The organism is Micromonospora coerulea (genome assembly GCF_016598485.1).
Taxonomy (GTDB): Bacteria; Actinomycetota; Actinomycetes; order Mycobacteriales; family Micromonosporaceae; genus Micromonospora; species Micromonospora coerulea.
The window spans coordinates 176,815-202,661 of sequence record NZ_JAEMUW010000009.1; the positions used below are offsets into that span (position 1 = coordinate 176,815).

General features: G+C 72.2%; 23 protein-coding genes and 1 pseudogene. 19 read left to right on the plus strand and 5 right to left on the minus strand.

Features of this window, described 5'->3' with window-relative positions:
* Positions 1 to 4 precede the first annotated feature (4 nt).
* Positions 5 to 1,603 carry an FAD-dependent monooxygenase gene (locus tag I8N68_RS14450; RefSeq protein ID WP_200210470.1) on the plus strand — a complete coding sequence of 533 codons (1,599 nt, stop codon included), beginning with the start codon at positions 5 to 7 and terminating at the stop codon, positions 1,601 to 1,603.
* A gap of 320 nt (positions 1,604 to 1,923) precedes the next feature.
* Entirely contained in the window at positions 1,924 to 2,346 is a 423-nt protein-coding gene (locus tag I8N68_RS14455) for a DUF2267 domain-containing protein (protein ID WP_200210471.1), read from the plus strand.
* 75 nt (positions 2,347 to 2,421) lie between these two features.
* On the opposite strand, the gene I8N68_RS14460 is transcribed toward I8N68_RS14455, so the two are convergent.
* The 5 genes from I8N68_RS14460 to I8N68_RS14480 form a co-directional block, all read right to left on the minus strand.
* Positions 2,422 to 4,581, minus strand: coding sequence for an amylo-alpha-1,6-glucosidase (locus I8N68_RS14460; RefSeq protein WP_200210472.1), 2,160 nt, complete (start codon positions 4,579 to 4,581; stop codon positions 2,422 to 2,424).
* Between the two features lie 54 nt (positions 4,582 to 4,635).
* Entirely contained in the window at positions 4,636 to 5,412 is a 777-nt protein-coding gene (locus I8N68_RS14465) for an ABC transporter permease (protein ID WP_234039667.1), read from the minus strand.
* A 139-nt stretch (positions 5,413 to 5,551) separates the two neighbouring features.
* Positions 5,552 to 6,637 carry an endonuclease/exonuclease/phosphatase family protein gene (locus I8N68_RS14470; RefSeq protein WP_200210473.1) on the minus strand — a complete coding sequence of 362 codons (1,086 nt, stop codon included), beginning with the start codon at positions 6,635 to 6,637 and terminating at the stop codon, positions 5,552 to 5,554.
* 111 nt (positions 6,638 to 6,748) lie between these two features.
* Positions 6,749 to 7,162 carry a VOC family protein gene (locus tag I8N68_RS14475; protein ID WP_200210474.1) on the minus strand — a complete coding sequence of 138 codons (414 nt, stop codon included), beginning with the start codon at positions 7,160 to 7,162 and terminating at the stop codon, positions 6,749 to 6,751.
* A gap of 134 nt (positions 7,163 to 7,296) precedes the next feature.
* The gene (locus I8N68_RS14480) at positions 7,297 to 8,430 is read right to left on the minus strand and encodes a peptidoglycan recognition protein family protein (protein WP_200210475.1); all 1,134 of its coding nucleotides are present in this window, start codon (positions 8,428 to 8,430) and stop codon (positions 7,297 to 7,299) included.
* Positions 8,431 to 8,738: 308 nt separating this feature from the next.
* Here I8N68_RS14480 and I8N68_RS14485 point away from each other — a divergent pair, with 308 nt between their 5' ends.
* The 17 genes and pseudogenes from I8N68_RS14485 to I8N68_RS14565 all read left to right on the plus strand — a co-directional run bounded on the left by I8N68_RS14485 (position 8,739) and on the right by I8N68_RS14565 (position 25,828).
* Positions 8,739 to 8,915 (plus strand): DUF8847 domain-containing protein, encoded by a 177-nt coding sequence (locus tag I8N68_RS14485; RefSeq protein ID WP_200210476.1) that lies wholly within the window; start codon positions 8,739 to 8,741, stop codon positions 8,913 to 8,915.
* A 433-nt stretch (positions 8,916 to 9,348) separates the two neighbouring features.
* Positions 9,349 to 10,401, plus strand: coding sequence for a LacI family DNA-binding transcriptional regulator (locus I8N68_RS14490; protein WP_200210477.1), 1,053 nt, complete (start codon positions 9,349 to 9,351; stop codon positions 10,399 to 10,401).
* On the plus strand, positions 10,398 to 11,333 hold the full coding sequence (locus I8N68_RS14495; protein WP_234039668.1) for a carbohydrate ABC transporter permease: 936 nt from the start codon (positions 10,398 to 10,400) through the stop codon (positions 11,331 to 11,333). Before I8N68_RS14490 ends, I8N68_RS14495 begins: the two co-directional genes overlap by 4 nt.
* Entirely contained in the window at positions 11,330 to 12,169 is an 840-nt protein-coding gene (locus tag I8N68_RS14500; RefSeq protein ID WP_307812828.1) for a carbohydrate ABC transporter permease, read from the plus strand. The genes I8N68_RS14495 and I8N68_RS14500 overlap by 4 nt, the downstream gene beginning before the upstream one ends.
* Positions 12,170 to 12,234: 65 nt before the next feature.
* Complete coding sequence (locus tag I8N68_RS14505) at positions 12,235 to 13,512, plus strand: ABC transporter substrate-binding protein (protein ID WP_200210479.1); 1,278 nt, start codon at positions 12,235 to 12,237, stop codon at positions 13,510 to 13,512.
* A gap of 81 nt (positions 13,513 to 13,593) precedes the next feature.
* A complete protein-coding gene (locus I8N68_RS14510) occupies positions 13,594 to 14,739 on the plus strand; it encodes an ADP-ribosylglycohydrolase family protein (protein WP_200210480.1) in 1,146 nt (381 codons plus the stop codon).
* The gene (locus tag I8N68_RS14515) at positions 14,736 to 16,091 is read left to right on the plus strand and encodes an ADP-ribosylglycohydrolase family protein (RefSeq protein ID WP_200210481.1); all 1,356 of its coding nucleotides are present in this window, start codon (positions 14,736 to 14,738) and stop codon (positions 16,089 to 16,091) included. Before I8N68_RS14510 ends, I8N68_RS14515 begins: the two co-directional genes overlap by 4 nt.
* Positions 16,091 to 17,047, plus strand: coding sequence for a ribokinase (locus I8N68_RS14520; RefSeq protein WP_200210482.1), 957 nt, complete (start codon positions 16,091 to 16,093; stop codon positions 17,045 to 17,047). The genes I8N68_RS14515 and I8N68_RS14520 overlap by 1 nt, the downstream gene beginning before the upstream one ends.
* Complete coding sequence (locus I8N68_RS14525; protein ID WP_200210483.1) at positions 17,044 to 18,990, plus strand: SUMF1/EgtB/PvdO family nonheme iron enzyme; 1,947 nt, start codon at positions 17,044 to 17,046, stop codon at positions 18,988 to 18,990. The genes I8N68_RS14520 and I8N68_RS14525 overlap by 4 nt, the downstream gene beginning before the upstream one ends.
* Positions 18,987 to 20,174 (plus strand): CaiB/BaiF CoA transferase family protein, encoded by a 1,188-nt coding sequence (locus tag I8N68_RS14530; protein ID WP_200210484.1) that lies wholly within the window; start codon positions 18,987 to 18,989, stop codon positions 20,172 to 20,174. The genes I8N68_RS14525 and I8N68_RS14530 overlap by 4 nt, the downstream gene beginning before the upstream one ends.
* A complete protein-coding gene (locus tag I8N68_RS14535; protein ID WP_200210485.1) occupies positions 20,174 to 20,995 on the plus strand; it encodes an HpcH/HpaI aldolase/citrate lyase family protein in 822 nt (273 codons plus the stop codon). The genes I8N68_RS14530 and I8N68_RS14535 overlap by 1 nt, the downstream gene beginning before the upstream one ends.
* A 49-nt stretch (positions 20,996 to 21,044) precedes the next feature.
* Complete coding sequence (locus I8N68_RS14540; RefSeq protein WP_200210486.1) at positions 21,045 to 21,335, plus strand: hypothetical protein; 291 nt, start codon at positions 21,045 to 21,047, stop codon at positions 21,333 to 21,335.
* Positions 21,336 to 21,503: 168 nt separating this feature from the next.
* Positions 21,504 to 23,303: a CehA/McbA family metallohydrolase domain-containing protein gene (locus tag I8N68_RS14545; protein WP_200210487.1), complete on the plus strand. Its 1,800-nt coding sequence runs from the start codon at positions 21,504 to 21,506 to the stop codon at positions 23,301 to 23,303.
* Between the two features lie 118 nt (positions 23,304 to 23,421).
* Positions 23,422 to 24,261, plus strand: a pseudogene (locus I8N68_RS14550) (SPFH domain-containing protein); the annotation flags it as partial.
* A 141-nt stretch (positions 24,262 to 24,402) separates the two neighbouring features.
* Positions 24,403 to 24,750 (plus strand): PadR family transcriptional regulator, encoded by a 348-nt coding sequence (locus I8N68_RS14555; RefSeq protein WP_200210489.1) that lies wholly within the window; start codon positions 24,403 to 24,405, stop codon positions 24,748 to 24,750.
* Positions 24,747 to 25,496 (plus strand): hypothetical protein, encoded by a 750-nt coding sequence (locus I8N68_RS14560; RefSeq protein ID WP_200210490.1) that lies wholly within the window; start codon positions 24,747 to 24,749, stop codon positions 25,494 to 25,496. Before I8N68_RS14555 ends, I8N68_RS14560 begins: the two co-directional genes overlap by 4 nt.
* Entirely contained in the window at positions 25,490 to 25,828 is a 339-nt protein-coding gene (locus I8N68_RS14565; protein ID WP_200210491.1) for a hypothetical protein, read from the plus strand. The genes I8N68_RS14560 and I8N68_RS14565 overlap by 7 nt, the downstream gene beginning before the upstream one ends.
* Positions 25,829 to 25,847 lie beyond the last annotated feature (19 nt).

Consider the following 25,847-nt stretch of genomic DNA (forward strand, 5'->3'; position numbering starts at 1 on the left):
CCTCATGACCGCGACGCTGGATGTGCTGATCGTCGGCGCCGGCCCCACCGGCCTGGCCCTGGCGGCGCAACTGGCCGCCGACGGCGTCCGGCCCCGCCTGGTCGACCGCAGCCTCGACCGGGTCCACGAGTCGCGGGCCCTGGCGATCCAACCGCGCACCCTGGAGGTGCTGGCGCGGTTCGGCGTCACCGACCAGCTCCTCGCCGCCGGCAACCCGGCGGTGCGGCTGGAGCTGCACGTGCGGAACCGGCTGCTGACCCTGCCGATGTTCGACCTCGGCCTGCACGACACCGCCTACCCGCACCTGCTGTTCCTGTCCCAGGCCGAGACCGAACGCATCCTCGGCGACCACGTGCGGACCGCCGGGGTGACGGTCGAACGCGGCGTGGAGCTGGTCGACCTGCGGACCTCGCCCGACCAGGTGACCTGCCGGCTGCGCCACCGCGACGGCCGGGAGGAGACCGTCCAAGCCCGGTACGTGATCGGCTGCGACGGCGCGCACAGCGCCGTCCGCCGCGCCGCCGGGATCGCCTTCGAGGGCAGTTCCTACCCGCAGACGTTCGTGCTGGCCGACGTCGAGGCCGACCGGCTCGCCACCGGGGCGGCGCACGTGTTCCTCTCCGACGCCGGCATGCTGTTCTTCTTTCCGCTCGGCCGGCCGGCCAACTGGCGGCTGCTGGTGATGCGACCGCCGGCCGACCCGACCCCGCCGGAGGCCACGGTGACCCTCGGCGAGGTGCAGGCGCTCACCGACGGGTACACCGGCGGGGCCGTGCGGCTGCACGACCCGGTGTGGCTGACCAACTTCCGGCTGCACCACCGCGCCGCCCGGCACTACCGGGCCGGGCGGATCCTGCTGGCCGGCGATGCCGCCCACATCCACAGTCCGGCCGGCGCCCAGGGGATGAACACCGGCATCCAGGACGCGATCAACCTCGGCTGGAAGCTCGTCCACACCCTCCGCAGCGGCGGGACCGGGCTGCTGGACACCTACGAACCCGAACGTGCCCCGATCGGGCGGATGGTGCTCCGCTTCACCGACCGTGCCTTCACCATCGCCACCTCCACCAATCCGCTGGTCCGCTTCGCCCGTACCCGCATCGCCCCCGCCGTCATCCCGCTGGCCGCCCGAGCCCGGGCCGGCCGGGCGTTCGCGTTTCGCACCGTCTCCGAACTGGACGTCCGGTACCGGCGCAGCCCGTTGTCCGTGGAGGGGCCGCGCCCACCCCGGCGCGGGCCCAGGGCCGGCGACCGGCTACCCGACGCGCCCGTGGGGCGCGACGAGCGATCCACGACACTGCACCAGGTCACCGCCGCGCCGGGCTGGCACCTGCTGCTGTGCGGGCCGGGTCGGACCTGGGCCGACGAACGGGTCGAGCAGGTGTGCCGCGGTCGCGGCCTCACGGTCCACCGCCTCAGCGTCCGCGACGAGCCCGGCACCCTGCACGACCCGGATGGACGCGCCCTGCACAGACTCGGCGTTGGTGCCGGCGCCGCCGCGCTGTACCTGGTCCGACCGGACGGCCACATCGGCTTCCGGTCCGGTGCCGAGGGCTGGACCGCGCTGGTCGCCTACCTCGACCGGTGGCTCCCGCCATCCTGAGCAGCCGACGCCCGGGTTGAGCCTCCGGTAGGGGGAGGCGCGAGGAGGTCGCCGTAGGGCGCCTTCGTGATTCGCCCGATCGGGATGAGGCAGGCTCACCCCCCGTCCCGGAAGGCTGTCGGTACCAGTTCGCTGCGCGACAACCAGTTGACGATCACGGGTGAGATCAAGGAGCGGGAACGCAGGGGGACCCTCCATCGCAGGGAACGCAGGGTCGGCCAGTTCGAACGGGCAAGGTGCACCGAATCGATCCGCGGTGCATGGAGGTCAGGGCTCGCAACTGGCGGTTCGACGGCGATCGGGCCGGAGAGGAGAATCAGGTGGAATACCAGGATTTCATCAACGCAGTGGCCACGCGGGCAAAGGTGTCGACCGATCAGGCGGCGGCACTCACCCGCGCGACGTTGGAGACATTGGCAGATCGGATCAGCGCCGGCAAGGCTGAGGACCTTGCCATTCAGCTTCCGGACGGGCTTGACGATCCCCTGCGCAAGCCGCCACCGCTCAGAGGTAGAGGGGAACATGCCAAGTCGTTCGGGCTCGAAGAGTTCGTGCGGCGGGTGGCAGATCGCCCGGCCATCGACCGTGCGCTCGCCGGTGCCGGGGTGGGCGCGGTGCTCACCACGCTACGTGAGGCTGTTTCCCGTGACGAGTTCGAGGACGCGATGGCCCAGCTCGAGAAGGAGTTCTGGCAGGTAATCGAACCGGTGGGTGCCGGTGGCGGGCGGCGCCCCGGCTCGTAGCACGCACAGTTGGGACAGGAGCAGGTGTGCCCGCGTCGCACGCGGGTACGCCGCTGCCACTCGGCGGCCGCGCGCTCAGGCTGGTCCATTCCGCCGCCGCCGGGTGGACATCGCCTGCAGCGTGGGACGACGGACCACCGCCAACCGGTCCCCGCGCGCGCTGATCGACGTCCGCCCCCCGCGCCGGCGTCGCACGGTCAGGTCGACGGTGGCGCCGCCGACCCGTACGCCCTCCAACCGGAGGTCCGGCAGCCACTCGGGCAGGTGCGGATCCACGAAGATCGTCCGCAGCGGCGCGGCCGGCCGCAGCGCCAGCAACGCCTGCACCAGCGCGATGACCGAGCTGGCCGACCAGGCCTGCGGGGAACAGGAGTTCGGGTACACGCCCGGGTGCGGGTGAGCCGCGTCGCGGGGCAGCCCGCTGAGCACCTCGGGCAGGCGGTGCTCCGCGAACAGCGCCGCGGCGGAGAACATCCCCTCGGCCAGCCGGTGCAGGTGCTCCCAGCAGCCGTAGCGGGCCAACCCGAGGCCGATGGTGCCCGCCTCCACCGGCCAGACGCTGCCGCGGTGGTAACTGAACGGGTTGTACGCCGGATGCGCGGCCGACAACGTCCGTACGCCCCAGCCGCTGAACATGTCCGGTTCGAGCAGCCGGGCGGCCACCATCGGGGCGACCCGCGTCGGGACGATGCCGGTGGTGAGCAGGTGCCCGTCGTTGGAGTTGACCGAGCGGACCGGCCGCTTGTCCGGCCCCAGCGCCATCGCGTAGCAGCCCCGCTCCGGCAGCCAGTACGCGCGGTGGAAGCGGCGGCGCAGCGCGTGGGCCCGGGCCACCAGGGCGGCTCCCCGGGCCGGATGACCGGTCGCGGTGAACACCACGGCGGCGTGCCGCAGCGCGGCGTACCAGTAGGCCTGCAGCTCGCTGGTCGCGATCGGGTTCGGCACCACTTGCCCGTGCTCGTCGACGATGGCGGTGTCCGAGTCCTTCCACCCCTGATTCTTCAGCCCGGCCCGCGAGCGGCGGTGGTATTCGAGGAAGCCGTCCCCGTCGAGGTCGCCGTACCGCTCGATCCAGCCCAGGGCACGCCGCGCCGTCGGCAGCAGGTCCCGCACCGTGTCCAGGTCACCGGTCCAGGCCAGGTACTGGCCGAGAAAGACCAGGAAGTCCGGCGCGGTCGACCAGTCGCCGTAGTAGCCGGTGAACGGGTCCAGCCCCAGCACCGAGACCGGTCCCCGCCGGGCCTCGTGCAGCGGCTTGCCGGGCTCCTCGTCGCGCCACGGGTCGCACCGTCGACCGACGTGCTCGGCGATGAGCCGCAGGCTGTCCGCCAGCATGGTCGGACCGGCGAGCAGCGCCTGCCAGGAGGCGGTCATCGTGTCCCGCCCGAAGATCTCCTGGTAGATGGGGAGCCCCGCGATCGGCGCGGTCGGGCCGGCCGGCTCGCCGAGCGGCAGCACCGCCAGGTCCTCCACCGCGCACCGCCAGGCGGCGGTGACGTCGAAGTTGCTGCTGTTCAGCCGGGCCAGCTCGGTGGTCAGCCGGGCGCGGGCGGTGGCCGCGGGATCGTCCGGTTCGGTGAAGGTCGCCGGGGGCGCGGCGAGCCGCTCACCGTCGAAGACCGGCTCCACGAGCACGTCCGCCCGGACGCTGCCGCGCGGCGGCACCGTCACCTCGACGGTGAACGCGGCGTCGGCGTACCGGACCGGGGCGTCGGACCGGACCCGGACCGCCACCGCGCGATCGAGGCCGGCACGCAGGTAGGTCAGGCGCAGCTCCCCGGTCGCGGGATCCCAGCTCGCGTCCACGCCGCCGCGCTGCACCCGGTGGCCCGCCTCGGCCTCACCGGTGTCCGCGAAGTCGGCGCCGACCCGGATCTCCACCGCCATCCGCAGCGGTTCCGCGGCGTAGCTGACCACGGTGAGCCGGGTCCGCAGCCCCGCGCCCACGAACCGTTCGGTCAGCAGGTACGCCGCCCGGGACGGCAGCTGCTCGCCGTCGCCCAGCTCGGCGTACGACAGCTGGGCGTGGCCCTGCACGTTCGCCGTGCTGAACGGCACCGGCTCGCGCCCGTCCACGGTGATCCGCTCGGTGCTGAGCACCCGGGTGTTCCAGGCGAAGAAGCCCTGCGGGTCGGTACCGGTGATCCGGCCGCGCACGTCGGTGACCAGCGTGCTCCACCCGCTGGCCACGTACAGCAGGTCGGGCCGGACCCGTAGGTTGCGGACCCTGGTCATCGGTGGTGCGGCCGTTCCCCGGTCACCTCGCGCCGGTACCCCTTTGCGCCCCCGCTACACCCGCACCGTCCGGGCCGTCGGCCGGGCGTCCGGGCGGCGCGCGCCCGCCCGGACGAGCAGTTCGACGGCGAAGGCGATCGCCACCGCCTCCACCGCCAGCAGCGTCAGCAGGATGAGCAGCTGGGTCACGCCGGCCTGGATCGGCCCCGCCCCGCCGAGCAGCACTCCGACGAAGGCCCCCGGCAGGGTGACCAGCCCGACCGTGCGGGTCTGGTCCAGCGCCGGGATCAGCGCCTGACCGGCGGCCGGGCGGCAGATCTCCAGCGCGGCGTCGCGGGGGAGCAGGCCCAGGGCCAGCCCCGCCTCGTACTCGCCGTGCCGGGTGCGCAGTTCGTCGAGGGTTTGCCGGCCGGCCAGGCTGGTCGCGGTCATCGCCCCGCCGATCAGGATGCCCGCCGTCGGCAGGACCACCAGCGGCGTCGCGGGCAGCGCCCGGCTGGCCAGCAGTACGCCGAGGCTCGGCACCACCCCGGCCGCGATGGCCAGCGGGGCGACCCGGCGGGGGCAGCCCGCCCCGATCCGGCGGCCCGCGGTGACGCTGGCGACGGCGTACATCAGCAGGATGAAGGCGCACGTGCTCCACCAGGAGTGCAGCACCGCGACGATGACCAGCGAGACGGCGCCGAGCTGAACGGTCGCCCGGGCGGCCGCGCCCAGGATCGCGCGGGCCCGGCCGAGGCCGCTCAGCCGCAGCACCGCCGCGCCGGCGAGGGTGAGCCCGAGCAGGGCGGCGACCAGCGCCGGTCCGATCGGTACCGCGCCGGCGCTCATCGCCCCACCACGTACCGGGCCGGCCGCTGGTCGTCCCCGATGTCCTCCGCCCCGGTCACCTGCGGATCGTAATCGCGCGGCCCCGCCTCCGCCCGGAATCGGGCGGTGCGCGGAGCCGCGCCCGGTGCGTACCGCAGCGCTACGGCAGCGCGAGCACCGCCGAATGACCCAGATGGTCCGACGCCCACCGGCCGTCGGCGGTCTGCCGCTCCGTGCCGAAGACCTCGCTCGCCACCGGTACGACCGCGCCCCGGAACATGACCATGTCGATCCGGTGCTCGACGTCGTCGGCCGGCTCGGTCAGGTCGTCGCCCAGCCCCGCGGTGTACCCGGGCTCGCCCGGATGCAGGATCGGCCAGGTGTCGACCAGCCCGCCGGCCACCAGGATGAAGTAAGCGATCCGGTTGTTCGGCACGGGCAGCTCAGGGCCGCTGTTGAGGTCCCCGACGAGGATCACCGGGCCCGCCACGTTCAGCGGACCGCGCAGCAGCTCCTGGGCCTGTAGCGCCCGGACGCCGGGGTGGAACGCCTCCAGGTGGGTGTTGACGAACCGGAACGCCCGCGTGCCCAGGACCGCGTCCACCGCCGTCCAACCGCGCGTGCTCGTGGCGGTGCCGCCGGTGGCGGCGAGCGGGAACACCAGGTTCTGGACGAAGTTCCCCGACGACGTGTCGGTCACCTGCACCCGGCCGCCGTGCCGCACCAGCACGACGTCGCGCATGGTGAGCCGGACGTCCACCTGGTACGGCGTCCCGGCCGGGGCCTCCAGATCCGCCTCGTCCTGCACCACGGCGACGTCGTACGGGTGACCGGAGGTGGCCAGCTCGGCCATCAGCAGCGCCAGGTAGTCGTACCGGACCTCGGTGGCCGAGGCCGGGTCGCCGAGCGGCCCGGTACGCCAGAGCGCGACCTCCTGCAGCCCGACCAGGTCGGGCTTGCGCTCGCGGATCTCGTCGGCGATCAGCGCGGCCCGGGCGGGAAAGTCGACCCGGTCCACGTGGCCGAGCAGGGCCGCGTTCGCGGCCAGGAACGCCGGCAGGGTCGGCGCGCCGATCGAGGGCGTGAGGTCCCCGCCCAGGAAGAGGTTGCGGGTCAGCACGGTGACCTTCGGGCCGGCCTCGGCGTGGGCGGGCGGGGCGGCCAGGCCCAGCGTCGCCACCACGAGGGCGGCGGCGGTGGCCAGCCGGGTCAGGTGCCATCGGTGCGATCGCGCTCTGCCGTCCATGCCTCTGTCCTCTCGGGCCGGCGTCCGTGGGCGGAACCGTGCGTACGGTAGCGCCGGAACGGCCACTCCGGGTATCGCCGTTCGGGCGGTATCCCTTTCGGACGGCGCGGATCAGGAACCGGGCTGGCTGATGTTGACCATCCAACCGATGCCGAACCGGTCCACGCACATGCCGAACTCGTCGCCCCACATCTGCTTCTCGAGCGGCAGGGTGACGACGCCGCCCTCGGAGAGCTGCGTCCAGAAGCGCCGCAGATCGTCGGCGTCGTCCCCGCTCAGGCTCACCGTGATGTTGTTGCCGACGTTGCGCTCCATCTCCGGCGGGGTGTCGGAGGCCATCAGGGTGTAGCCCTGATCGGTCTCCAGCTGCGCGTGCATCACCCGGTCGGCCAGCGCCGGATCCGGGTTCCCGAACTCGCCGAAGGTGTTCACCGTCAGGGTGCCGCCGAACACCCGCTGGTAGAACTCCATCGCCTGGCGTGCGTCGTCGCTGAAGCTGAGGTACGGGTTCAGTCGTGAGCTCATGTCGCCTCCTCGGTCGTGACCTGCGGATCGTCGCAGACCGCGACCGGGTGGGCAACGAGGCGCGACGGAAGAAGTCGGTGGCGGCGGTGGGGATGGCGCCGTTGCCACCCCCACCGCCGCCCCGCGGCGCGTCGTCAGTTCTGCTGGAACGACTGACGCACCACACCGCCCACCAGGGCACACCAGGTGGTGGTGCTGACCTTGCCCGTCTCGTCCAGCCCGTGCAGTTCCTGCAGGTCCTTGACGGCCTTCTTGGTCACGTAGTCGTACTCGCCGGTGACGGCGACGTCGGCATAGCCCTTGGAGTTGAGCATGAACTGCACGGCGCTGACCGGGATGCCGGTGGCGTCCTTGTCCAGCTCGGGGGCGAGGGTCTCCCAGGTCGGCGCGGTGAGCGTGGCGTCGATGTCGACCGGGATGCCGTTGCGGGCCTGCCAGTCCTGCACGGCGGCCACGGTGGCGGCGTCGAAGACACCGGTGAGCGGCACGGTGTAGCCGCGGAAGGTGAGCAAGTACTGCGCGACACGCACGACGGGACCGCCGACGAAGCGCCAGATGTCCGGCCAGCGGCGGGCCGGCACGTCGGCCAGGTCGGTGCCGAGCTTGGCGAAGACCCGCCGGCGCAGGGCGGGGAACTCCCGGTAGAACATCGCGCCCGGGCACTGGGTGGCTCGGAAGTCCCAGTGGCCGAAGATGTCGTGGGCGTGCAGGCCGTACTGCTCGCAGATGGTGGTGCAGAGCGTGACCAGCGAGTCGAGCAGCTGCTCCGGCGGGGTCTCGGTGACGTAGGTGCCCTCGTTCTCGATGCCGATGGCCCGGCCGTTCTCGCCGGGGCAGTGCGCCGAGATCATCTGCCGGTCGCCGGCCTGGAGCCGCTCCAGGCTGCCGTGCCGGCCCTCCAGGACGTGGCCGCCGCGGCTGACGGTGAAGTGCTGTCCGGTGTCCGACCAGTGGTTGACGTCCAGGTGCAGGTCCTGGCAGTCGCGGGCGAGCTGCTTGGCGTGCTCCTCGGAGTAGTCGGTGCTGTTCGGGAACGCCATGTGGTGGACGATGATCTTGTTGGTGGCGATCGCGCTGATCGACAGTGGATCCGCCGGGGGGCGGGCGCCCCACTCGTCGCAGCTGATGATCCAGTCGAGGTCCGCTCCCGGCGCGGCCTGTGCCGCGGCCGGGAAGGCGAGTTCGTTTCCGACGACCGCGACCGCGGCGGCGCCGAGTCCGGCCCGCAGCAGCGTACGGCGGTCCAGTTCGGGATGGTTGAAGTGCACTGTCGTCTCCTTCGCGGCCGGGCGAGGATGTATGAAAAGGAACTCCAGATGCCGCGCGTGAGACGGAGAATATTGCCAACGAAGTGCCAAGCGCTAGGGGGTGAGTGGTAGGAATCAATCCCTCTCCGCCCGTCGCCCGCCGAGGTCCGAGGGCCGAATACGGGCCAGTGTGGTCAACTCGGACGGTGGCGGGTGACGTCGCGGGGAACCGCCGGCGAGTCGAAGGGACCGAAGTTCGCTGTTCCGGGTGCATGCCGGTGCCAGACCGCGATGCTGCACGTATGCGAGACGTAGCTGATGTGCCTGTCGTGGGCGGACCGGCCGACGGACGGACGGCCACTGTCGAGCTCGACGAGCACAACGAACCGCCGGCCGAGTTGCATCCGGGCGACATCGACGCCGTGGGCGACGGCCTGTACGTGCGCGCACAGGTCACGGGCTCCGGGCCGCCTTGGGCCTATCAGTGGCAGGCGGCGACCCGGTGACCGCGGGCTAGCGGCTGTTCTCGAGGAGCTTCTTGAGGTTCTGGTAGCTGGCCGGCACATCCTGCCGCGCCTGCCGGCGCCCGGCGGCACGTCGAGCCCGCGGTCGTCGGAGTCGAGCGTGAACGTCACTCGGGACCGGGTGCCGTTCTCGATCCGGCAGGCGCTGCTGTTGTCGTACCGAGCCGAGCACGCTCCGCACCGGGCTCGTCGACGGCCCGGCGATCCTGGTGGACGCCGGTGGACGTCTTGTCCGGATCATGACCTTCATGATCCGCAACGACACCATCATCCGATCGAGGTGACCGCCGACCCGGAGCGCTGGGGGGCGAGGTCGACGGCTTGGAAACGTTTTCGTAACGAGCCCTTGACCTGACCGTCGCGCCAGGCGCAAACTCTCGGAAACGTTTACAGCAATGGGACGGAGGTGCCGGGCATGGGTCGTAAACGTTTACAGGAATCGGTCGACGGCCGACCCACCGTCCACACCGTCGCCGCCCGCGCCGGTGTCTCCATCGCGTCCGCCTCCCGGGTGCTCAACGGCGTCGGGGGCAGCCCGGAAACCATCCGCAAGGTTCGTGCAGCCGCTGCAGAGGTGGGGTACGTCCCCAACGCCATTGCCCGCTCCCTGCAGTCCCAGCGCACCGGACAGATCGCGCTCGCGGTCGAGGACATCGGCAACCCCGTTTACGTGGCGATGATGCGGGCGATCGAGGCGGTGGTCGCCTCCTCAGGCCGGCAGTTGCTGGTGCACGCGACCGGGGGTCAGATCGCCAACGAAACCGCACTGCTGCGGCGCCTCGCGCACCGCTACGTCGACGGGTTGATCCTCTCGCCGATCCGGATCACCGAGGAACACCTCGTCGCGCTGGCCGACAGCCCGGTACCGGTCGTCGTGATCGGCCAACTCCCGCCGGACACACCGGTGGACAACGTCCGTACCGACTCCCAGGCCGGCGTCGCTCTCGCCGTCGACCACCTCGTCGCGGCCGGCCGGCGTCGCATCGGCTTCGTCAACGGCCCGCTCGACACCGTTCCCGGCGCCGCCCGCGACGCCGGTTTCCGCGCCGCCCTGGCCCGGCACGGCATCGAACTCGACGAGCGGCTGCTCGAGGTCGGCGACTTCCAGTACGCCGCCGGCCGCGCCGCTACGAAGCGGCTGCTGGCCCGCGCCCGCCCCGACGCGCTGGTCTGCGCCAACGACCTCATCGCGGTCGGGGCGCTGCACGCCCTGCTCGTCGCCGGCCACCGGGTGCCCGGCGACGTTGCCCTGGTCGGCATGGACGACACCGAACTGGCCAGCATGGTGCTGCCGAGCATGTCGAGCGTCTCTCTCGATGCGACGGAGCGCGGCCGTATCGCCGCGCAGCTACTTCTGGAGCGGATCGACGACTCGTCCCTGCCGCCGCGGCGCATCACCATCGCGCCGCACCTTGTCGTCAGGGACTCTTCCCCGACACCGGATGGGAGGGCGAAGCAATGGGCTTGACCAGCACCACGGAGCGGCCCGATACCTCGAAACAACCGCGGTCGCGCGGCAGCAGGCAGCGCCAGCGTCAGCGCCGGGAGGCGTACCTGCTGCTCGTGCCGGCCCTGATCCCGGTGCTGATCTTCAGCGTTTACCCGCTTCTGAACGGGATCTACCTCGGCTTCACCGATTCCCGTGCCGGCCTGAACCGGACCACCCACTTCACCGGGTTCGAGAACTACGTCCGACTGCTTCAGAACTCCATGTTCTGGGAATCATTCAAGATCGGACTTGTCTGGGCTTTCGGCGTCACGGCGATTCAGTTCCTGCTCGCACTGGGTTTGGCGTTGCTGCTCAACCAGCGCCTGCGGATGCGGTGGCTGGTCCGGACCCTGGCGCTGGTGCCCTGGGCCATGCCGAGCGTGATCGTCGCGATCATGTGGCGACTGGTCTACCACCCGGACGCCGGACTGCTCAACGACGTCCTGACCCGGATGCACCTGATCGACGAGAACATCAACTGGCTGGCCGACTTCTCGTTCGCGCTTCCCGCCGTAATCGTGGTCGGTGTGTGGGCCGGCATGCCACAGACCACGGTGACCCTGCTGGCCGGGCTACAGGGCGTCCCGAGCGAGCTGCACGAAGCGGGAGCGGTTGACGGCGCCACCGCCTGGCAGCGCTTCTGGCATGTCACGTTGCCGCAGTTGCGCCCGGTGATCGTGGCCATCACGTCCCTGGACTTCGTCTGGAACTTCAACTCGTTCGGCCTGGTGTACGTCCTCACCGAAGGTGGACCTGGCGGCAAGACGATGCTGCCGATGCTCTTCGCATACAACGAGGGCTTTGAATACGGAAACTTCGGTTACGCCGCCGCGATGGGCAACGCGATGGTCGTGCTCATCATCGGGCTGATGGCCTTCTACCTGTGGACCCGGATGAGGGAGGCGGAGTGAACACGCGAACTCGTCCGTTCATCCGGTTGCTCCAGTACGCCGCCCTGACCGGCTTCCTGGTCTTCCTGGCGTTCCCGTTGGTCTGGATGGTCTCCACCGCCTTCAAGACGCCACAGGAGATCGTCTCGCTGCACCCGACCCTGATTCCGAAGCACCCGACGCTGTCCAACTTCACCATGGCGCTTGAGGAGTCGAGCCTGGTGCGGGCGGGGGTGAACAGCCTGCTCGTCGCGATCTCCACCGCGCTGGTGACCGTGCTGGTCTCGCTACCCGCCTCGTATGCGTTGGTCCGGTACCGCACCTGGCTGCGGAAGGTGAGTCTGGGCTGGATCCTGGTCAGCCAGATCTTCCCGCAGATCTTGATCGTCATTCCTCTGTTCATGATCATGAAGCAGTTCCAGCTGCTCAACAGCCTTGTCGGGCTGGTGCTCGTCTACCTGGTGTGGGCGTTGCCCTTCACCCTGTGGATGCTCCAGGGGTACGTGCGGGCGATCCCGCCCGAACTGGAGCAGGCCGCCGCCGTCGACGGTGCCGGCAAGGTACGCACGCTCGTGTCCGTAGTGCTGCCGCTGCTCGCTCCGGGACTGGTCGCCACCAGCATGTTCACCTTCATCATCAGCTGGAACGAGTTCTTCCTCGCCTTGGTGTTCCTGCAGAACCCGGACCTGAACACGCTGCCGCTCGCGTTGGCCAGGTTCATCGGCGCGGAGGGAGCGGTCCGACTCGGGCCGCTCGCCGCGGGGTCGCTGCTCGCCACCCTGCCTGGTCTCGTCTTCTTCGCCATCCTGCAACGCCGGCTCACGTCCGGACTGATGAGCGGCTCAGTCAAGGGCTGATCCGGCGCGGTCAACCCGGTCAGCCTCTTCCATCCCCACCACCACCCCCGAAAAGGAGACACATCGTGAGACTCAAGTCAGTCGCGGCCCTTGCCATCGCGATGACGGTGCTGCTCCCCGCCACGGCTTGTTCCTCGTCCTCGGACGAGAGTGGCGGGCCGGTCAAACTCACCTTCTCCACCTACGCGTGGCAGAAGGACACCGTCGCGGCCACCAAGGACATCGTCGCCTCCTGGAACGCCAGCCACCCGGACGTGCAGGTGCAGATGGCTCAGGTCGACGCCGACTCGGTGCACGACAAGCTCGTCACCCAGTTCAACGGCGGCGGCGCGCCGGACATCATCCACGACGAGTCGGCCGACATCGGCGGGTTCGCGGAGCAGGGGTACCTGGCGGACCTGTCACCACTGCTCTCCGCCAACACCAAGAGCCAGGTGAGCCAGGGCGTGTGGGACTCGGTCACCTTCGACGGCAAGGTGTACGGGATGCCGACGCTGATGCAGTCGTACAACGTCTTCGTCAACACGGACCTGCTGGCCAAGGCCGGAGTCAGCCTGCCAACCGGGGACCAGCCGTGGACGTGGGACGACTTCCAGGCGGCCGCCAAGAAGACCACCTCCGGCTCCACCTTCGGTTCCGGCTGGGGTCTGAAGTCACCAGTGTCGGCGATCATGAGTCTGTCGATGAACTTCAACGGTTCGTTCTTCACCACGAACGGCGACAAGACGGAGCTCCAGTTCGGCGATGCGGAGAAGCAGCTGCTCGCCCGTACCCACGCCATGATCTACGACGACAAGTCGCTTGCCCCGGCGTCCACGAGCATGGCGACCGGGGATGTCCTGCCGGGATTCTTCGGCGGGAAGTACGCGATGATCATCGCCGGCAACTACAACGTGCAGCAGATCATGGAGCAGGCACCCAAGGGCTTCGCATGGAAGATGCTGCCGCCGCTCAAGGGACAGAGCACCAGCCAGGCGGCCAACCCGCAGACCCTGTCGGTGGCGTCCCAGAGCAAGCACCAGAAGGAAGCCGCGCAGTTCATCGAGTACTACGCCAACGCGGAGAACCTCGCGAAGCTGGCCCAGGGCGACCGGCTCATCCCGACCACCAACGACGCCGCGCAGGCGGTGCTGGCGCAGACCAAGGGTGAGAACGGCTGGGACACGATGATCCTCAGCGGCAAGTCCCTGGCGGTCGCGCCGTTCCAGAAGGCGGAAGCCTACCCGCAGTGGAAGTCGCAGATCGCCACTCCGGCGTTCCAGCAGTTCTTCGCCAACAAGATCAGCATCGACGAGCTGGGCAGCCAGCTGAAGTCGGGTTGGCAGACGGTCAGCACCCGCTAGGCGGGTCCAGCCACCCGACAGGTATCAGCAGAGATCGGGGTCGCCTCGCCTGCCGAGCGGCCCCGGAAAGGAAGACCGAAAGTGAAGACGTTGGAGCAGCGGGCCATCGGATGCCTGGCTGGCGCGGCCGTCGGTGATGCTCTCGGTGGTGCCACCGAGGGGCGTAGCCCCGAGCAGATCAAGCAGCGCTACGGCGGGTACGTCACCGGCATCGTCGGACCATTCCTGCCTGACTGGCAGACCGCACGGCCCATGTCGCCGTACCACAAGGGCGATGGACACATCACCGACGACACGTTGATGACCAACACCATCGTCAAGGTGTATGAGGCGAAACGCGACCACCTCGACGCATACGACATGGCTGACCTGCTGGTCCCGCTGTTGATGAACGAGAAGGTGTGGATCCCGGAGCTGGAGAAGGAGACCGTCGCGCTCAACCGGATCTTCCTCGCCGAGAAGTGGCTGGTCACGCGCCTGCACTACGCTCACGTCGACCCTCGGGAAGCCGGTAACGGCAACGTCGTCAACTGCGGTGCGGCGATGTACATGGCCCCGGTCGGCATCGCCAACTCGGCCAACCCGCGAGGCGCGTACGCCGAGGCGATCGAGATTGCCGGTGCGCACCAGCTCAGCTACGGCCGGGAAGCTGCCGGAGTCTTCGCCGCTGCGGTTGCCGAGGCGATGCGGCCCGAGGCCAGCGTGGACGACGTCATCCAGGCCTCGCTGTCGGTGGCGCGGGACGGTACCCGGGCCGCCATCGAAGCGGTGGTCAAGGCGGCGACCACGGTCGACGACTGGCAGAGCGCCATCGGCGTGCTGCGGGAGGCCATCGTGCCCTTCGACACCGTCGGGCCCAATTACCGGGAACCGGGTCTGGGTGGGCGCCGCCCGAGTCGGCTGCACGCCATCGAGGAGCTTCCCATCGCGCTCGGCATGGTGATCGTCGCTCGCGGCAACTACACCGACGCGGTACTCGGAGCGGTGAACTACGGCCGTGACTCCGACTCCATCGCGACGATGGCCGGGGCCATCTGCGGTGCGCTGCACGGGATCGAGGCGATTCCGGAGGCGTGGCGGAACGCCGTCGAGCAGAACAGCCGGCTCGACCTGGCAGCGAACGGCCGGAGCATGGCGGCGATCGCGACGGAGGTCCGGGCCAAGGACAGCGCGCGGCACGAGGCGTACGAGGCGGCGTTCGCGGAGTTCGGGGTGGTCGGCGCATGAGGGTCACCTGGGTTCAACCCGAGGACGTGCTGCCTCATGAGTTGCGGCAAGCCACCGCCGAGGGGCACGACGTCACCGACATCGCGGCGCGGTGGCAGGCTGCTGGCGGGCCGCCGCAGCCTCCCTACGGTGGCGCCTCGCAGCCCCCGGCCACACCCGAGATGCGGGCGCTGGCCCGGGAACTGCTCGACGAGTTGAGCCGGTGCGCTGGCGTCGGCAGCGCGGACGAGCCAAACGATTTCGCGGACATCCGGGCGACCTGGCCGACCGGACCGGTGCTGCCGAAACCCACCGACCGCGACACGCTGCTCGAGCGGCTGCACGGCGGTTGGCTCGGCCGTGCCAGCGGGTGTCTGCTTGGCAAGCCGGTGGAGAAGATTCCCCGCGAGGGCATCCGCGCCATCCTGGAGGACACCGGTCGCTACCCGCTGAACTACTACTTCACCGCGGTCGGCCTGTCCGACAGGGTCAACGCCGCCTGGCCGTGGAACCGGGCCAGCCGTCCGACCTCGTTGGTGGAGAACATCGACGGGATGCCGGAGGACGATGACCTGAACTACACCCTGTTGGCGCTGCACATCCTCGAGACGTACGGGCGGGATTTCAGCACTGATGACGTGGCGCAGACCTGGCTGCTCGAGCTGCCGGGGGGACGGGTCTTCACGGCCGAGCGCGTCGCCTATCGGAACCTGCTGGACGGCTATGACCCGCCGGAGACCGCGACCCGCGGGAACCCGTTCCGGGAGTGGATCGGCGCCCAGATCCGCACCGACCTGTACGGCTGGGCGAACCCGGGTGACGTCGCCACGGCGGCGGAGATGGCGTGGCGTGACGCGCGGGTCAGCCATACCCGCAACGGCCTGTACGGGGCGATGTACGTGGCGGCCATGGCTGCGGCTGCATGTGTCACCGACGATGTCGAAAAGGTGCTCGACGCAGGCCTTTCGGTTGTGCCGCCCCGCAGCCGGCTCGCCGCCGCCGTCACCGCGGCCCGGGAACTGGCGCACAGCGGTCTCGACCTGGAGGCCGGGCTTGACCGGCTGCACGCCACGCACGAGGGGCAGCACTGGGTCCACGTGATCAACAACGCGGCGTTGGTGACGTACGCCCTGGCCTACGGGCGGGGTGACTTCGTCACCTCGATCTGCGCCGCCGTCGTCGGTGGCTGGGACACAGACTCCGACGGGGCCAGCGTGGGCGCCATCACTGGTGCGTTGTGCGGGGCCGACCGGCTACCCGAGCAGTGGATCTCCCCGCTCAAGAACCGGCTCGCCTCGAGCATCGCGTCGTTCGACGGCGTCGGATTCGACGAGCTGGCCCGCCGGACCGGTGCGCTGGTGGACGGGCTCTGATGGCGGGGCCCACGGGTGACGCCGCCCGGATCGCGGTCGTGGGCAGCGCCAACCTCGACCTCGTGGTGACCACGCCGCAGCTGCCTCGGCCGGGCGAGACGGTGCTCGGTGAGGGTTTCGCCACGGTGCCCGGTGGCAAAGGCGCCAACCAGGCCGTCGCGGCGGCGCGGGCAGGCGCGGCCTGTGCCTTCATCGGCGCGGTGGGGCAGGACGACTTCGGCCGGGTGCTGCGGGACAGGCTCGCCGGCGCCGGGGTGGACGTCCGCGGGCTGCGGGAGGTGCCGGGCCCGTCCGGGGTGGCGCTCATCGCGGTGGACGGGACAGCGGAGAACTTCATCGTGGTGGCGCCGGGCGCCAACGGGGAACTGTCCGAGCTGGACGACGCCGACCAGGGGACAATCGCCGCGGCGGACGTACTCCTGGCACAGCTGGAGGTGCCGCTGCCCGCCGTCTTCCGCGCGGGGGGCTGGGCCCGGGCGGCCGGTACCACGGTGGTGCTGAACGCCGCGCCCGCCCGCCCGCTTCCCGCGGAGCTGCTCGACCTGGTCGACGTGCTGGTGGTCAACGAGCACGAGGCGGCGGTGGTTGCCGGCGTGCCCGGCGGTGACCCGGCCCCGCTGCTCGACGCGCTGCTGTCCCTGGTGCCCCGGGTCGTAATGACGCTCGGGGCGCGCGGGGCGGCGTACGCCGACCGACAGGGCGTGCGGCTGGAGGTCCCGGCGCCCCGGATCGACGCGGTGGACACCACCGGGGCCGGGGACGCGTTCACCGGCGCGCTGGCCGTGGCCTGGGCGGAACGGCGCGAGCCGGACTCCGCTGACGAGGTGACCGCGGCGCTGCGTTGGGCGTGTGCCGCCGGTGCGGCCTGCGCCCAGCGGCCTGGTGCCTCCACCGCCCTGCCCGACCGGGCCGAGATCGACGCCCTGTACAGAACGACCTACGGAATGTCGGCATGAGCTTCAACCCGTACGTGCCGCGGCCGATCGACCGGCCGACCGACGTGCCGCTCGGCGCGCGCGTCGACCTGACGAGCCTGGACGAGGCGAAGATCTTCGCCGCCCCGGACGACCCGGCCGACTGGCCCGCCTGGCGCGAGCAGCTCGCCCGGTGGCGGGCCGACGCCCGCGCCCGCCTCGCCTACACCGGCAGCCACTACGACGAGATCACCGGCGACTGCTTCACCGTCTGCCTGGCCTGGTTGTGGGACGAGACCCTCTACGACCACGACCGGGGCGTGTTCACGGTGGAGGAGTTCCTGCAGGCCGCGCGCCGCGACTTCGGCGGCTTCGACGGGGTCGTCCTCTGGCACGCGTACCCGGTGATCGGGCTGGACGAGCGCAACCAGTTCGACTGGTACCGGGACGTCCCCGAGCTGCCCGAGGTGGTGCGCCGCTTCCAGGCCGCCGGGGTGCGGGTGTTCGTCGACTACAACCCCTGGGACACCGGCACGAGGCGCGAGCCCGGCGCCGACGCCGAGGAGGTGGGCGCGCTCGCCGCCACCCTGGGCGTCGACGGTGTCTTCCTGGACACCCTCAAGGAGGGCGCCGGCGAGCTGCGCAAGGCCCTCGACGCCGTCCGCCCCGGCCTCGTCCTCGAAGGGGAGAGCCGGGTGCCGCTGGCGCGCATCGAGGATCACGCCATGTCCTGGGCGCAGTGGTTCGCCGACTCCGAGGTGCCCGGCGTGCTGCGGGCCAAGTGGTTCGAGCGGCGGCACATCCTGCACCACACCCGCCGCTGGCACCGCAGCCACCTCGACGAGCTGCACTCCGCCTGGCTCAACGGCTGCGGGGTGCTGGTCTGGGAGAGCGTCTTCGGCGTCTGGGTCGGCTGGAACGACCGGGACAAGGCGGTGCTGCGGGCCATGCGGCGGGTGCAGGCCAGCCACGCCGCCTGGCTGCGGGCCGAGGACTGGGTCCCGCTCGCCGATCATGCCGGCTCCGGCCCGGTGTACGCCTCCCGCTGGACGCACGATGACCAGCCACTCTGGACGGTGGTCAACCGGGGCGACGACCACGACGGACCCTGGCTGCTCACCGATCCCCGTCCCGGGCGCTTCGTCGACCTGGTCACCGGCGCCGAGCTGACCGTCACCGGGACCGCCGACGGCCGGGTCGCCGTCGGTGGACCGCTGCCGGCCGGCGCCATCGCCGCCGTGGTCGCCACGGACGGCCCCGGCGAGCGGCACGAGCCGCCGGTCGGTGACCCGTCCTTCCCGGCCCGCGCCGCCGTACGTGCCCGGGTCCCGTGGGCGCCGCTCGCCGCCCTGCCCGACGGCATGGTCGTCGTGGACGGCGGCCGGCACGAGCTGACCGTCCGCCACCGGGTTCGCGAGACCGGCCTGTACGGCGAGGCGCCCTACGTCGACGAGTGGAAGCCGCTGCCGCCGCGGCTGCACCACACCGGCACCCTGCGCCGCCCGGTCCGGCTGGGCCGCTTCGCCATCGACACCCACGAGGTCACCCACGGCCAGTACGCCGGGTTCCTCGCCGCCACCGGCTACCGGCCGGTCCGACCGGAACGGTTCACCGCCGGCCAGGGGCCCGCGGACGCCCCGGTCACCGGCGTCGACCTCGCCGACGCCCGCGCGTACGCCGACTGGGCCGGGCTGCGGCTGCCCACCGAGGACGAGTGGCAGGTGGCCGCCGAGGCGGGACTGCTGACCCGGCGGGATCCCCTGGTGTGGAACCTGACCGAGAGCGAACACTCCGACGGCCGGACCCGGTTCGTCATCCTGAAGGGTGGCTGCGCGTACCGGGCGGAGGGTTCGGACTGGTACCTCGACGGCGGCCCACAGCCGCCCGAGGTGTCGGTGAAGCTGCTGCTGACCGGCGCCGGGCTGACCCGTTCCGCCTCGATCGGCTTCCGCTGTGCGGCGGACCTGCCGGGGGAGGGCCGGTGACCGCACCACTGCACGGGATCAAGGTCGTCGACCTGGCGACCCTCTTCGCCGGCCCGCTCGCCGCCGCGTTCCTCGGCGACTTCGGCGCCGACGTGATCAAGGTCGAGCACCCGGCCAAGCCCGACCCATCGCGCGGGCACGGTCCCGCGAAGGACGGCGTCGGCCTGTGGTGGAAGGTGCTCGGCCGCAACAAGCGGACCGTGACCTGCAACCTCTCCGACCCGGACGGTGCGGAGCTGCTGCGCCGGCTGCTGGCCGACGCCGACGTGCTGGTGGAGAACTTCCGCCCCGGCACCCTGGAACGCTGGGGCCTCGGGCCGGCCGAGCTGCACGCGGTCAACCCCCGTCTGGTGATCGCCCGGATCAGCGGCTTCGGCCAGGTCGGCCCGTACGCACCGCGACCCGGCTTCGGCACCCTGGCCGAGGCGATGAGCGGCTTCGCCGCCGCCACCGGCGAACCGGACGGGCCGCCCACCCTGCCCCCGTTCGGGCTGGCCGACTCGGTCACCGCGCTCGCCGCCGCGTACGCGGTCATGCTGGCCCTGCGCGGCCGGGACCTCACCGGCCAGGGCCAGGTCGTCGACCTGGCCATCATCGAGCCCATCATGGCCATGCTCGGCCCGCAGATCACCTGGTACGACCAGCTCGGCTACGTCCAGCCCCGGCTGGGCAACCGATCCAACAACAACGCGCCCCGCAACACCTACCGGTGCGCCGACGGGCGGTGGGTGGCGGTCTCGACCAGCGCGCAGAGCATCGCCGAACGGGTGCTACGGCTGGTGGGCCGCCCCGAGCTGATCGACGAGCCGTGGTTCGCCACCGGCAGCGGCCGGGCCGCGCACGCCGACGAGCTCGACGCCGCGGTCGGCGCCTGGGTGGCGCAGCGCGACCGGGACGAGGTGGTGGCCGCGTTCGAGGCGGCCCAGGCGGCCGTCGCCCCCGTCTACGACGTCCGCGACATCGTCGCCGACCCGCAGTACGCGGCCCTGGGCACCGTGGTCACCGTGCCCGACGAGGAACTCGGCGAGGTGCGGATGCAGAACGTGCCGTTCCGCATGTCGGCCAGCCCGGGGGAGATCCGGCACGCCGGCCGCCGGCACGGCCAGGACACCGACGAGGTCTTCCGGGCGCTCGGCATGACCGACGACGAGCTGACCGCGCTGCGCGAGCGGGGGGTCATCTGATGCTGCTCACCTGGCTGTACGTGCCCGGTGACCGGCCCGACCGGTTCGCCAAGGCGGTCGCCTCGGGCGCCGACGCGGTCATCCTCGACCTTGAGGACGCCGTCGCCGCCGGCCGCAAGGCGTACGCCCGGGCCGCCGTCGCCGAATTCCTGGCCGCGCCGCAGCCGGCGCCGGTCCAGGTCCGGGTCAACGAGCTGACCGGCCCGGACGTCGAGGACGACCTGGCCGCCGTGTCGGCCGCGCCCGGGCTGGCCGGGCTGCGCCTGCCCAAGGTGGAGTCCCCGGCGACCGTCGTCGCGCTCGCCGCCCGCACCGGCGCCCCGCTGCACCCGCTGATCGAGTCCGCCGTCGGGCTGGAGGCCGCGTACGACATCGCCGCCGCCCACCCGGCGGTGGCCTCCCTCGGCCTGGGGGAGGCGGACCTGCGCTCCGACCTCGGGGTCACCGCCGACGACGGCCTGCTCTGGGCGCGCGGCCGGGTCGTCGTCGCGGCCCGCGCGGCCGGCCTGCCGCCACCGGCGATGTCGGTGTACGCCCACGTCGCCGACCTCGACGGGCTGGCCGCCTCCTGCGCGGTCGGCCGACGGCTCGGCTTCCTCGGCCGGGCGGCCATCCACCCGCGCCAGCTCCCGGTGATCACCGAGGCGTTCCGGCCGGCCGACCGCGAGGTGGCCCAGGCCCGGGAACTCCTCGACGCGGTCGCCGAGGCGCAGACCCGTGACTCCGGCACGGTGGTACTGCCCGACGGCCGGTTCGCCGACCGGGCGATGGTGGCCGCGGCCCGCCGCGTCGTCGAGCTGGCCGCCCGCTACGCCGCCTGACGGCGCACGGTCGCAAGGCGAGCAGGTCGACCAGGCGGAGCAGCGCCTGGTGTTCGCCGCCACCAGGCCCGGACTCTCCCAGCGGCCGGGTCACCGCTCCTCCTCGGGCGGGAGGGCCAGCCGGTCGCCGTGGACCAGGGCGTCGTGGATCCGGCGTGGCCAGCAGGCCGGCGAGTTCGATCAGGACGCCTCACCCGGCTGGCTCATCGCCGCTACCGTCGCGCTCGGACACTCCGCCTGGGCGGAGGTGGCGGCCGGCCGGATGTCCAGCGCCGAGGCGGCCGCCGCGGTACGGATCAGCATCCTGCGGGTGTACGGCGCGGAGCCGCCCACCCGGTGACCGACGGCGGGGCGTTCGACCCGCCGGCACGTCCCCCGGTACCGGCCCGCCCACCCGGTCGGACCGGACGTGGCCAGGTGACCGGCCGGCAGGGCGCCCGCGTACGCGGCCGGTCAGGTCCGGACGGGCACGTAGGCTGACGCCACCTACGGCACGGCTGGGAGTGGGATGGGCGAGGGAGCACCACGGGTCAAGCGGCGCAGCCTGCTCGTCGCCGCCGGCGGTCTCGCCGTCGCCGGGGTCGGCGTACCGGTGGCCCTCGCCGCCTCCGCCGACCCGCCGCCTCCGCCGCCCGCGCCGGTCGGCGGTCGCCGTCCGGTCAGCATGGCGATGCACATCCACGCCTCGTTCAGCGAGGGCATCGCCAGCTACGCCGCACACCTCGACCAGGCTCGCCGCAACGACGTCGACGTGATCTGGTGGACCGACCACGACTTCCGGGTCGCGGCGCACGACCACCGCCGGGTGGTGCACTTCGACGGCGCGGAGGAACTGGAGGGCGGGCTCGCCTGGACCTGGCGGGCGTCCACCGAGGGCCGGCTCACCGCGTCGGGCGCCGACTTCGTCGACAGCCCGCACGGCGCCGACGACCCACCCAGGGCGCTGCGGCTGGCCGCCACCGGCGACGGCATCCTCTGGTACGCCGGCCAGGCCTGGAACTGGACGCACACCGGCAACATCTCCGACACGACTCTGCACCTCGACGTGCTGCCGGAGACCGCGGGGCCCGACGCGGCGCTGCTGGTCGAGATCGCCCTGTCACACCACCCCGCCGGCGCCGGCCGCCCCGCCGGCCAGCTCGTCCTGCGCTACCGGATCGGCGCCGGCCGGCCCGCCGGCCACGCGACCGACGGCCTGCTCGGCACCGTCGACCTGCCGGCCCCGCCCGGCCAGTGGCGGCGGCACACGCTCGTGCTGGTCGAGGACGTCCGGCGGCTCTGGCCGGAGTTGGTCGCCGGCGACAACTCCCTGCGCGGCCTGCGCCTCGGAGTGCGGGTGGACGGTTCCGCGCGGGGCAGCTTCGTCGTCGACCGGCTGGCCTTCGACCGGGCCCGCCGCGCCGGCCAGGCCGGCGAGGACCTCCGCGCGGAGGTGCTCCGCGCCTACGACGACGCGTTCCCCGGCGTCACCCACCACCGGGCGTACGAGGTGTCGATGGTCCGACACCTCAACTGGTTCGGCGGTGACCAGACCCTGCCGGCCTTCCCGTCCCCGCCGTACCGGGACAACGACGTGGCCCGCACCGAGCGGATGATCGACTTTCTGCACGCCCACGGCGGCGTCGTGAGCTGGAACCACCCGCTCGACGTGGAGGGACGCGAGTCTCTGGCCCGACTGATGGTGCAACGGCGCAACCTCGGCGCCGACCTGGTCGAGATCGGCCGCGCCCCGCTCGACGACCACCTCTGGGCGCTCGACGTGGCCGCCCGCAACGCCGTCTTCTTCACCGCCGTCGGCGTCACCGACGACCACGACGGCACCGACTGGCGCGCCGGGACCGAACGGCACATCACCTACGTCTGGGCGTCCTCCACCGACCGGGACGAGCTGGTGCGGGCGCTGCGCGCCGGGCAGGCCTGGTTCACCGACCTGGCCCGCTACCGAGGCGCCCTGGACATCGAGGTCGACGGCCGTCGGGCGATGGGCGCGGTCGCCGTCACCGACGCGCCGCAGGTCACGGTACGACTGCTGGCCACCGACCTGCCGGCCGGCGCCACGCTGGAGGCGGTCGTCGGGACGGCGGACCGGGCCGGCGTCGGCGACCTGACCCCGGCCACCCGGACCACCCGGATCGCCGCCCGGCAGCTCCGCCAGGACCGGTACGACCTGACCGTCTTTCCGGGCGTCGGCGCCTACGTCCGCACCCAGGTCAGGGGGAAGGACGGGACCCTGTTGGGGGTGAGCAACCCGGCCTGGTTCCTTCCGGGCAGCCAGCGGCCTGACGTCCCACCCGCCCGTAGGTTCTGACGCGGGTCTCGGCGACGGGTGACGCCCGTCCGCCGCCCGGCCCGCAGCAGGTGTGAGCGGCGGGGGAACGGGTAGGCGCGGCGCCGGGAGGCGGGCGCCTCCGGGATCGAGGGGGACCATGGGAGCCGCCGTCGTCGCGCTGGTCATCATCGTCGCGATCGTGGTGCTCGTGCTGTCGCTGAGCGTGCGGCTGGTGCAGCAGTACCAGTGCGGCGTCGTGTTCCGCTTCGGCCGGGTGCTCGAGCGCATCCGGCAGCCCGGTTTCCATCTGATCATCCCGGTGGCCGACCGGATGGTCCGGGTCAGCATGCAGACCACGGTGATCGGCGTGCCCGCGCAGGGCGTCATCACCCGGGACAACGTCACGCTGACCGTCGACGCGGTCGTCTACTACCGGGTGGTCGACCCGGTGAAGGTGCTGGTCAACGTGCGGGACTACCCGTCGGCGGTGCTCCAGGTCGCGCAGACCGCGCTGCGGTCGGTGATCGGCAAGGCCGACCTCGACACCCTGCTCCGGGACCGGGACCGGATCAATGCCGAGCTGAAGGCGGTCATCGACGCGCCGACCGAGAAGCCGTGGGGGCTGCTCATCGAGCGGGTCGAGGTCAAGGACGTGTCGCTGCCCGAGGGGATGAAGCGGTCGATGTCCCGGCAGGCCGAGGCGGAGCGGGAACGGCGCGCGCGGGTGATCGCCGCCGACGGTGAGTTCCAGGCGTCCCGCCGGCTCGCGGACGCGTCCCGGGCGATGGCGGACACGCCGGGGGCGTACCAGCTGCGGCTGCTGCAGACGGTGGTGGACGTGGCGGCGGAGAAGAACAGCACCCTGGTCATGCCGTTCCCGGTCGAGCTGCTGCGCTTCTTCGACGAGGTGGCCCGCGGTTCGCGGGAGGCGGCGCCGTCCGCCGGCCGCGGCGGGAGCCGGGAACCGCAGGTGTCCGGCGGGCAGCACCCTGCGGAGCAGGCGACGCCGGCCGGGCCGGTGCTCGGCCCGGTCACCGAGAACGTCGCCGCCGCCGCGGCCGACGGCGACGGGCGCCGGGGCACAACCACCGGTTGACGGGACAGCGTATATACCAGCTGTCTGTATATGCTGCCGTGCATGACAGACAGTCCGCTCCGGGAACCGACGTTCCTGGTCCTCACCGCGCTGGCCGAGACACCCCGGCACGGGTACGCCGTCATCGAGGACGTCCTGCGCATCTCCGACGGCCGCGTCCGGCTGCGCGCCGGCACCCTCTACGCCGTGCTGGACCGGCTCCGCGCCGACGGCCTGATCGAGGTCGAGCGGGAGGTGGTGGTGCAGTCCCGGCTGCGCCGCTACTACCGGCTGACCGCGCTGGGCGCGACCCGGCTCGCCGCCGAGGCCGCCCGGCTGCGCCGCAACGCCGACGCCGCCGGCGCCCGCCTGCGCCGCGCCGGCCTGCTGCCCGAGGGGGGAGCGGCGTGAGTGACGAGGAGCTGGAGCGCCGCTACCGCCGGTTGCTCACCGTCTACCCCTGGGAACACCGCCGGGCGTACGAGGAGGAGATGCTCGCCGTCCTCCTCGCCGACGCCAGGCCCGGGCAGCGCCGGCCGAGGGTCGCGGACACGGCCAACCTGATCGGCGCCGGCCTGCGGGCCCGGCTGCGGGTGAGCGCACGGGGGTTCACCGAGCCGGCCTGGGCCGACGCCGCCGCGGTGACGGGCCTGCTCGTGGTGCTGGCCCTGTTCGCCCTCGCCGCCAAGCCGCTGGTCGACCAGCTGGTGCCCGACCCGTCCCTGCCGACTCCGCTCCGATCGACCGGACCCGACCTGGTCGACTGGGCACGGGTGGCCGGCTGGGCCGGGGTCGCCGTCGCCGCACTGGTCGGGCTGCGGCGGGCCGCCGCCGGGCTCGCCTGGGCGGCAGTCGCCGCCTGGGCGGTGCTGGTAGGGCCGCAGACCGCCGCCAACCCGGGGTACGTGGTGGACACCCTGCCCCGTTCGCCCTCGCCCTTGTGGCGGCCGCCGCCCTCACCGTTCCGGCGCCGCGGCGTCGGGCGATGGCGGTGCTGGGGGTGCGCCGGCTGGTGGCAGTCGTGCTGGCGGCGCTGGCGGTGGTCTCGGTCCTGGAGACCGCCCGGCTGGCCGCGCCGTCGTTCGCGGAACACAGCTCCGGTGACAGCTACACCTTTTACGTCCTGTACGACCTGGAGGCCAGCAGCGAGTTGCTGATCTGGCTCTATGTCGCCGGGCTCGCCGTCTCCGCGCTGGTGGTCCTGGTCAGCCTGGCGGGCCTCGCTCCGGAGATTCGGCGGCGGGTCGCCGTCATGCTCGCGCCGGTCGCCGCGCTGGCCCTGGTGATCGACACCGCGCTGGCCGGCTGGGCGGTCTCCATCGTGCAGATGGGGCACGCCATTCCGCTCGTACCGGCGCAGTGGGCGATGCTGGTGCTGGCGCCGGTCGTGACGTTCCTCGCCGGCGTGCTGCTGGTCCGCCGCCGCGAGGAGACGCTGCGGATGGTCGCCCTCGGCCGCGACGCCGACCGGGAGCGGCCCGTCGCCTGAGCCGGCCGCCGGTGGTCCC

Excerpts from the sequence above, each read along its gene's own strand:
- I8N68_RS14525 (WP_200210483.1), top strand. The coding sequence starts at position 17,044 with ATGAGCTTCAACCCGTACGTGCCGCGGCCGATCGACCGGCCGACCGAC.
- I8N68_RS14515 (WP_200210481.1), top strand. The coding sequence starts at position 14,736 with ATGAGGGTCACCTGGGTTCAACCCGAGGACGTGCTGCCTCATGAGTTG.
- I8N68_RS14545 (WP_200210487.1), top strand. The coding sequence starts at position 21,504 with ATGGGCGAGGGAGCACCACGGGTCAAGCGGCGCAGCCTGCTCGTCGCC.
- I8N68_RS14460 (WP_200210472.1), bottom strand. The coding sequence starts at position 4,581 with ATGACCAGGGTCCGCAACCTACGGGTCCGGCCCGACCTGCTGTACGTG.
- I8N68_RS14535 (WP_200210485.1), top strand. The coding sequence starts at position 20,174 with ATGCTGCTCACCTGGCTGTACGTGCCCGGTGACCGGCCCGACCGGTTC.
- I8N68_RS14490 (WP_200210477.1), top strand. The coding sequence starts at position 9,349 with ATGGGTCGTAAACGTTTACAGGAATCGGTCGACGGCCGACCCACCGTC.
- I8N68_RS14465 (WP_234039667.1), bottom strand. The coding sequence starts at position 5,412 with ATGAGCGCCGGCGCGGTACCGATCGGACCGGCGCTGGTCGCCGCCCTG.
- I8N68_RS14520 (WP_200210482.1), top strand. The coding sequence starts at position 16,091 with ATGGCGGGGCCCACGGGTGACGCCGCCCGGATCGCGGTCGTGGGCAGC.
- I8N68_RS14555 (WP_200210489.1), top strand. The coding sequence starts at position 24,403 with ATGACAGACAGTCCGCTCCGGGAACCGACGTTCCTGGTCCTCACCGCG.
- I8N68_RS14470 (WP_200210473.1), bottom strand. The coding sequence starts at position 6,637 with ATGGACGGCAGAGCGCGATCGCACCGATGGCACCTGACCCGGCTGGCC.
- I8N68_RS14475 (WP_200210474.1), bottom strand. The coding sequence starts at position 7,162 with ATGAGCTCACGACTGAACCCGTACCTCAGCTTCAGCGACGACGCACGC.
- I8N68_RS14450 (WP_200210470.1), top strand. The coding sequence starts at position 5 with ATGACCGCGACGCTGGATGTGCTGATCGTCGGCGCCGGCCCCACCGGC.